Source organism: Mycobacterium sp. 852002-10029_SCH5224772, assembly GCF_001667315.1.
Classification (GTDB): Bacteria; Actinomycetota; Actinomycetes; order Mycobacteriales; family Mycobacteriaceae; genus Mycobacterium.
In genome coordinates, this window is sequence record NZ_LZHT01000070.1 from 1 (window position 1) to 7,394 (window position 7,394).

Sequence of the window (7,394 nt, forward strand, 5' to 3'; positions counted from 1 at the left end):
GGTACCTCAGCAGCTACGACGCCGTCAGTCACACCGCCCGCGACGGCGACACCTTCGCCCACAAATACGAACCCCACGCCCCCGACGGCGTCGACTACCAGGGCGAGATGGGCGTCCCGCGCCCCGACGGCCAACCGGCCCTGGGCATCGGCGAGGTCGACGGCCCCTACCACCAAGCCCTCCGGCACGCGCTGGCCCCGTTCTTCTCTCCCGGCGCCGTCGAGAAACTCAAGCCGTTCATGGAGCAATCCGCCCACTGGTTCCTCGACCAACAGATAACAACAGGGCGCATGGACCTGGTGCTCGACTACGCCAGCCCGGTCCCGGCCATCCTGACCATGAAGCTGATGGGCCTGCCCTACGACAATTGGCACTTGTACGCCAACCTCTTTCACTCCGTCATGGCCGTCCCTCAAGACAGCGACGAGTATGCCGGCGCGATCGCCAAAGTGCCCGCCATGATGCAAGAAGTCATCGAATTCGCCACGGCCCGACGCAGCAACCCCGAAGACGACCTGGCCAGCTTCCTGCTGCAATTCGAATTCGACGGCCACCGCCTCACCGACGAACAGCTGCTCAACATCCTGTGGAACCTCATCGGCGGCGGCGTCGACACCACCACCTCACACACCGCGCTCACCCTCCTGCACCTGGGCACCCACCCCGACCTCCGACAGCAACTCATCGACCGCCCCGAGCTCTACCGCACCGCCACCGACGAATTCCTGCGCTACTTCTCGGTCAACCAAACCCTCAGCCGCACAGTCACTCACGACGTCGTCCTCGGCGGCCAATGCCTGAGAAAAAACGACCGCGTCGTCCTTAGCTGGCTCTCGGCCAACCACGACGAAATCGAGTTCGACCGGCCCGACGAGATCATCCTCGACCGCGCACCCAACCGCCACGTCGCGTTCGGCCTGGGCCCGCACCGCTGCATCGGATCGCATCTCGCCCGGCTGATGTCGGCCGTGATGGTCAAGGCCGTCCTCGACCGCACCCCCGACTACCAGGTCGACGTCGAAAACGTCCACCAATACCTGGGCAACCCGAGCATGACCGGGCTGGGTACGCTCCCGGTCACCTTCGCACCGGGACCCAGCCGAGACACATCACGGCCCTGGTGATCGCTCAAAGCACTTGCGCCACAACGCCGGCGACCAGTTCGTCGGGATCCTGAGCGATGCCCACCGCGCGCAGGTGTCCACCGATGGCCAGCGACGCGATGCCGTGCACCAGCGACCAGAGCGGCCCGGCCACCACACGGGGATCCTGAGCCGCGACGATCCCGGCCTCCTGGCATTGGTTGATCGCGTCGAGGAGGTCTCCGAACGCCTGCCCGCCGGCCCCCACCAAGCTCGGCTGCTCGGCCTTCACCGGCCCGGCCCCGAACATCACCTGATAGTGATCGGGATGGGCAATGGCCCACCGCACGTAGGCGCGGCCGAGCTCGGTCACCCGTTCCTTCGGATCCGACACGCGATCGGCCGCCGCGGCCAACGCGTCGTGCAGGTCGCGGAAGCCCTGTTCGGCGACGGAGGCCAGCAGCTCGGCCTTGTCGGCGAAGTGCCGGTACGGCGCCGCGGCGCTGACCCCGGCGCGGCGCGCCGCCTCCGTGAGGGTGAACCCTTTCGGCCCCTTCTCGGCCACCAGCGACAGCGCGGCGCTGGTCAGCGCGCGCTTGAGATCGCCGTGGTGATAGCTCTCCCGCCGGCGCGCGGTCGACCGCTTCACAGCCATGTTGACGACATTAACATTAGGGATTATGTTAATGGCATTCACATCGGCGACCAAGGAGACGAGATGACGAATCTGCTTGACACCACATCCAGGCTCGCCGGCACCCGTGACCGGGAGCGCACGGCCGACCTCCTCGGCCAGGCCCTCGCCCAGGGCTACCTGCAGATCGACGAGTACGACCGACGGCTACAGATCGTGTTCCAGACGCAGACCGCCCACGAGCTCGACGAACTGCTGGCCGGCCTGCCGCTCGATCGCATCCGGCGCCACGATCCCCGCCGGCGCGCTGCCCGCGTCGCCGCGGCCCGTCGCGGACTGCGCGCCCACCTCGCCGCGTACCTCGCCATGGTGGTCATCGTGCTCACCGTCTGGACTGCCGTCGCGCTGACGACCGACGCCACCTACTTCTGGCCGATCTGGCCCATCCTCGGCGCGGGAATCGGACTCGTCAGCCACGCCGTGGGGACGCCGCGCCTCAAGCAAAGCCGTTGGCAGCCAATGTTTTCGGCCGTGTTCACCCCTTGCGCGCGTCCGTGGTGATTACGATGCCGTCGCGTACTGCAAGACGGGCTCCGACGAATCGACATGCCCGTAGCTGATGATCTGCAGCCGGTCCGGACGAACCTCGTAGACGACGCCGTCCACCGGATTGGTGACGTCGAATCCGTCTCCGACGCGCTTCGCATGGGAAAGTTCGATGTTGGCGCCATCGCGAATCCGCTCGCCACGGTAATAGTAAGTCCCGCTGAGGTTCTCACATACCACCGCCAGCGACTTGGCGGTACGCACCACGGCGGCCGGCGGATTGCCCGGGTCGCAGCGGGCCGTCTCGCCGACGAACCCCAGCCCGTCGGCGCCCTTCACCGGACGCGACAGCGTCGGCGTCAGCGGCGGCGGGCTCGACGACGCGGGAGGTGCGGCCGCCTTCACCGTCGAGCGTGGCGGGGGCGCCGAACTGTTGTGATGAGTGCCGACAACGGATTTCACCGACAGCACCAGCCCGGCGATCAACAGCACCGCCGCCACCGCGGTCACCACGAGCGGCATGCGTCCGGCAGCCAGCCGAGCCGCCGGCCGTGACGGCGCAGCCCCCGTCGGGGGACCGTCGCCCGGCTCACTGAAATCGGGCGACACCACCGGCAACGGACGCGTCCGAGGCGGACCCCCGCCCGCCGCAACAGAAACCGGCTCGTACGCCGCGAATACCGCTTCGCTGGCGGCCCGGGCCAGTAAGCCGGCCGAATCGAATCGCGCCGTGCGCGCTTTGGCCATGCCCCGGGTGATGATGTCGTCGTAGTCGCGGCCGACCCCACGGCGCATGATGCTGGGCCGCGGCGCCGGCGACAGGAGGTGCGCGCTCTTCAGCTCCCCCGGGTCCTCGGCTTCGAACGGCGGCTGCCCGGTGAGGCACTCGTAGAGCACACACGCGAGCGAGTAGACGTCGGTCTGGGGCCCGCTGCGTCCGGTGGTGAACCGCTCCGGCGCCATGTAGGTCCGCGAAATATTGTCGTCGCCGGCGGCTTCGGCGATGCCGAAGTCGGCCAGGAAGGTGAAGTGGTCGTGGGTGAGCAGGATGTTTTCGGGCTTGACGTCGAGGTGCACCAGCCCGGCGGCGTGCGCGGCGTCCAAGGCCCGCGCCACCTGCGCGGTGATCGATGCCGCGCGCGAGGGTTCCAACGCGCCCTGCTCGCGCAGCAGGTCCTTGAGGCTCCCTCCGTCGTCGACCAGATGCATGTCGATGAACGGCACCCCGTCGATCTCGCCGAAGTCATGCAGCGGCAGGACGTGGGGCTCCTGCAGTCGCGACACCTTGCGGCATTCGCGCCAAAGACGTTGCTGGAAGCCGGGGTCCGCGGCCGTCTCGCCACGTAATAGCTTGAGCGCGACCATCCGGTCCTTAACGGTGTCGTAGGCCCGATAGACCTCGCCCATTCCCCCGGTGCCGATCAGTGATCGCAGCTCATACGGCCCGAACCGGGTACCGAGCCGCGCACCGCGGGACGAGGAGGTCACTGAGCAATCCTTTCGCACGGTCGAACACAGTCCAGCTCGCGGGTTCCCAGATCGGGCGACGGCCTAACGTGTGCGGCCTCACGCGTGGCGCAACCGCACGGTACCGCCGACCGACGCTATCGTGCATCGGCGGCCGCCGCACCCCGCGATACAGTGGCTGTCCGACGCGGGAGAAGGTGGGCCTTCGATGACCGACATGACGGCGCAGTTCGCCACCATCGTCGGCGCGCACAACCTACTCACGGGCGACGCCATTTCCGAGGACTATGCGCACGACGAGGTGCTCACCAAGCCCCCGCAACAACCGGCGTACCTGGCCAAGCCCGCGACCGCCGGCGAGGTGGCGCAGTTGCTCAAGGCCGCCTCGGAAAACGGGGTGCCGGTGACGGCCCGCGGCTCGGGCACCGGCCTGTCGGGCGCGGCGATCCCCCGCGCCGACGGGCTGCTGATCTCCTTCGAGCGCATGAACGCCGTGCTCGAGGTCGACGTCACCAACCAGGTCGCCGTGGTCCAACCCGGGGTGACGCTCACCGACCTGGACGCCGCGACGGTGGGCACCGGGCTGCGGTACATGGTCCACCCCGGCGAGCTGTCCTCCAGCGTCGGCGGCAACGTGGGCACCAACGCCGGCGGCATGCGCGCGGTCAAGTACGGCGTCGCCCGCCACAACGTGCTCGGACTGCAGGCCGCCCTGCCCACCGGCGAGATCATCCGCACCGGCGGCAAGATCGCCAAAATCTCCACCGGCTACGACCTGACCCAGCTCATCGTCGGCTCCGAAGGCACCCTGGCGCTGGCCACCGAGGTGATCGTCAAGCTGCATCCGCGCCTGGACCACAGCGCTACCGTGCTCGCGCCGTTCGCCGATTTTGACCAGGTCATGCAGGCGGTGCCGAAGATCCTCGCCAGCGGCGTGGCGCCCTACATCCTGGAGTACATCGACAACGTGACGATGGCCGCCCTGGTCCATACGCAGAACCTGGAGCTCGGCGTTCCCGACGACATCCGCGACAGCTGCCAGGCCTATCTTGTTGTGGCGCTGGAGAACCGGACCGCCGAGCGCCTGGGCGAGGATGTCGAGACTGCGGGTGAGCTGCTCGCCGCGTTGGGTGCGGTGGACGCCTATGTGCTCGACGGCGGTGCGGCCCGCAAGCTCATCGAGGCGCGCGAGAAGGCGTTTTGGACGCTCAAGGCGCTCAACGCCGACGACCTCATCGACGCGGTCGTGCCGCGCGGCGCGATGCCGAAGTTCCTGTCCGCCGCGCGCGATTTGGCGACGACGGCCGGTGGCGCCGCGGCCGGCTGCGGGCACGCCGGCGACGGCAACGTGCACCTGGCCATCTTCTGCCCTGATCCGGCGACACGGAAGAAGCTGTTGACCGACATCTTCGCGCTGGCAATGGAATTGGGCGGGGCGATCTCGGGCGAACATGGTCTCGGGCGCGCGAAGACCCCGTACTTCGTCGAGCTCGAGGACCCGGTCAAGGTGGACTTGATGCGCCGCATCAAGGCCAGCTTCGACCCAGCCGGGATCCTCAACCCCGACGTCGTATTCGCTTCGGGCGACGCGTAATCCCCCTAGACGCTCAGCCGACAAGCACGTGGTCGAGCTCCCCCAGGGCCGCCACGGCGCGCCCGACGCCGTACTCGGCGCAGAAGCGAATCACGTTTCGGACGTCGTCCGTGCTAAGACCGACGTCGAGCGCGAGTTCGACGTGCCGGCGCAGCGACTCATCGAGATCCTGCTGGCCGACATCGGAGGTCAGCGCCATGATGGCGCGCTCGCGCCTGCTCAACAGGTCCTCCGACCACGCCCGGGAAAGCTGCCAGTCGACAAAATTGGCGGTCCATTCGTCGGCGATGTCGAGACGCCCCGCCGCGTTGTTCATCGCGCCCAGCGTCGGTTCCTCCCCGAGATCGCCTGTGTCCAATCCGATCTCGGTCGCTATCTCCGTGAAGCGGGCCAGTGCGTCCGCCGCCGCGGGGTAACCCGAGTACGGGGCGACGAACCGGATCGCGGCCAACAATTCGGCGTAGGTAAGACCATTCATGGTCCCCGCGGTGACGTGCATCCGGAAGGCCAGGCCCAGATGCGAGCGGCAGATATCGAGCGTCAGCGTCTGCAGCAGCTTCTCGCGAACGCTGGTCCCCGGTAGCCCGAACGTGAACGCGGCCACCTCAACTCCGAGCTTCTCGAATTGCGGATCCAGCTCCCCTAGCGGGCTGCTCGGGAGATCCATCGTCAACGCGCCGTTGCCAATTGGCTCACGATGTCGAGCCGCAGGAACTCCGGCGCCTTGATCACCCGGCGCAGCATGAACCGGATGAACGCCGGCATGTCGGTCGCGTTCTCGTCACGGAACACGGCCGGGGCACCGAGCTGGTAGCGCCGCCGCCTAGTCTGCAGTTCGCAGCCGCCCGCGGCGAGGACGTTGCGCACCCAATCCGTTTCGGGACCGTACGTCAGCGCGATCACAAACCCGTTGTGGCGGCGGAAGACCCACAGCGGGGTGCGGAAGGTGCGCCCCGATTTGCGCCCGCGATGGACGACGACGCCCCATCCCGGCGCCCACGGGGCAATGAACTTGGTGAATCGATTGAGGCCGATCTTGTTGGCCCGGGCAACCCATCGCGGTGCTGGCATCTCCACAACTCCTCACTCGGGGAATTTATGAGTCAACGCTAACGCCGAGACATCCGGAAGTCAACGACTGTAGAATTTCTGGATTGTGCCCCCCATTGGACGACGCCCGGGCAACCCCGACACCCGGAACGACATCGTGGCGACCGCTCGGCGGCTGTTCGCCAATTCGGGATACGACAAGACCTCGGTCCGCGACATCGCCGCCGGTGCCGGCGTCGACCCGGCGCTGATCCGGCACTATTTCGGCAGCAAGGCCGAGCTCTTCCGGTCCACCATGGGGTGGCCGTTCGATCCGGCCGAGATCAGCGCGCGGATCGCCGGCGGCGATCGCGAGGAACTCGGCGCGCGCCTGACGCGGGTGTTCTTCGAAGCGTGGGAGCAGCCAGACTCTCGCGCTTCCCTACTGGCGATCCTCCGGGGTGCCGCCACCCACGACGAGTCGGCCGCCCTGGTGCGTCAGTTCATTGCGGGCCAGCTGTATCCGGAGTTGGCCAAGCTGCTGACGGGGGCGGACACCGAACTGCGTGTCGATCTGGCCATGGGCCAACTCCTGGGCATCGCCTACTTGCGTCATGTCCTGCAGGTCGAGCCGATCGCGTCCGCTTCGGTGGCCGAACTCATTGCGCGGGTCACGCCGATCGTCGCCGCCCACCTCACGCCGAAGAGTTAGACAGCCTCGGGAAGGTCGTGGCCGACGGTGAAGCGGGGCCGGACGACCATGCGAAGTGCCCGCCTCTGAGCGACAACGCATCGTCGCGCCGCGTGTTGTCGCGCAGAGGTGGGCAAAAGACGTGCCGTCTCCCGGAGAGACGAAAGTGGCGCATGTGGCTCACCGTCGCCCGACGTCGCGACGTAACCCTCAGCTACGCAACGACTCTCGACCCAAAGCCGGTGTGACGGAGGCGTCGACGTCGGTTTCCTCGTGGTCGGCGAGCCAGCGTTCGGCGTCGATGGCGGCCGAACAGCCGCTGCCGGCCGCGGTCACGGCCTGGCGGTAGGT

At 67.7% G+C, this 7,394-nt stretch carries 8 protein-coding genes and 1 pseudogene; 4 read left to right on the forward strand and 5 right to left on the reverse strand.

The features are described 5' to 3' along the window. Nucleotides 1–1,124: cytochrome P450 (locus tag A5775_RS11675; protein ID WP_067252096.1), on the forward strand; the 1,124-nt coding region annotated here is incomplete at its 5' end. Nucleotides 1,125–1,128: 4 nt separating this feature from the next. Here the strand turns inward: A5775_RS11675 and A5775_RS11680 are convergent. Next, on the reverse strand, nt 1,129–1,731 hold the full coding sequence (locus A5775_RS11680) for a TetR/AcrR family transcriptional regulator (RefSeq protein ID WP_067252111.1): 603 nt from the start codon (nt 1,729–1,731) through the stop codon (nt 1,129–1,131). Nucleotides 1,732–1,800: 69 nt separating this feature from the next. On the opposite strand from A5775_RS11680, the gene A5775_RS11685 reads away from it, so the two are divergent. Beyond that, nucleotides 1,801–2,277, forward strand: a complete 477-nt coding sequence (locus A5775_RS11685; RefSeq protein WP_067252099.1) for a DUF1707 domain-containing protein — start codon at nt 1,801–1,803, stop codon at nt 2,275–2,277. Here A5775_RS11685 and A5775_RS11690 read toward each other — a convergent pair whose 3' ends face one another. Continuing rightward, nucleotides 2,278–3,750, reverse strand: coding sequence for a serine/threonine-protein kinase (locus A5775_RS11690; protein ID WP_067252102.1), 1,473 nt, complete (start codon nt 3,748–3,750; stop codon nt 2,278–2,280). A 187-nt stretch (nt 3,751–3,937) separates the two neighbouring features. Between A5775_RS11690 and A5775_RS11695 the strand changes: the two genes are divergently transcribed. Next, nucleotides 3,938–5,323 (forward strand): FAD-binding oxidoreductase, encoded by a 1,386-nt coding sequence (locus A5775_RS11695; RefSeq protein ID WP_067252104.1) that lies wholly within the window; start codon nt 3,938–3,940, stop codon nt 5,321–5,323. Nucleotides 5,324–5,336: 13 nt separating this feature from the next. Here the strand turns inward: A5775_RS11695 and A5775_RS11700 are convergent, their stop codons facing one another. Further along, nucleotides 5,337–5,990 carry a carboxymuconolactone decarboxylase family protein gene (locus A5775_RS11700; protein ID WP_067252106.1) on the reverse strand — a complete coding sequence of 218 codons (654 nt, stop codon included), beginning with the start codon at nt 5,988–5,990 and terminating at the stop codon, nt 5,337–5,339. A gap of 2 nt (nt 5,991–5,992) precedes the next feature. Next, nucleotides 5,993–6,394, reverse strand: coding sequence for a nitroreductase family deazaflavin-dependent oxidoreductase (locus A5775_RS11705; protein WP_067252113.1), 402 nt, complete (start codon nt 6,392–6,394; stop codon nt 5,993–5,995). 85 nt (nt 6,395–6,479) lie between these two features. Between A5775_RS11705 and A5775_RS11710 the strand changes: the two genes are divergently transcribed. Then, on the forward strand, nt 6,480–7,064 hold the full coding sequence (locus A5775_RS11710; RefSeq protein ID WP_067252108.1) for a TetR family transcriptional regulator: 585 nt from the start codon (nt 6,480–6,482) through the stop codon (nt 7,062–7,064). Between the two features lie 189 nt (nt 7,065–7,253). Here the strand turns inward: A5775_RS11710 and A5775_RS25380 are convergent. After that, nucleotides 7,254–7,394, reverse strand: a pseudogene (locus tag A5775_RS25380) (thioredoxin-disulfide reductase); the annotation flags it as partial.

Excerpts from the sequence above, each read along its gene's own strand:
- A5775_RS11705 (WP_067252113.1), bottom strand. The coding sequence starts at position 6,394 with ATGCCAGCACCGCGATGGGTTGCCCGGGCCAACAAGATCGGCCTCAAT.
- A5775_RS11695 (WP_067252104.1), top strand. The coding sequence starts at position 3,938 with ATGACCGACATGACGGCGCAGTTCGCCACCATCGTCGGCGCGCACAAC.
- A5775_RS11685 (WP_067252099.1), top strand. The coding sequence starts at position 1,801 with ATGACGAATCTGCTTGACACCACATCCAGGCTCGCCGGCACCCGTGAC.
- A5775_RS11700 (WP_067252106.1), bottom strand. The coding sequence starts at position 5,990 with ATGGATCTCCCGAGCAGCCCGCTAGGGGAGCTGGATCCGCAATTCGAG.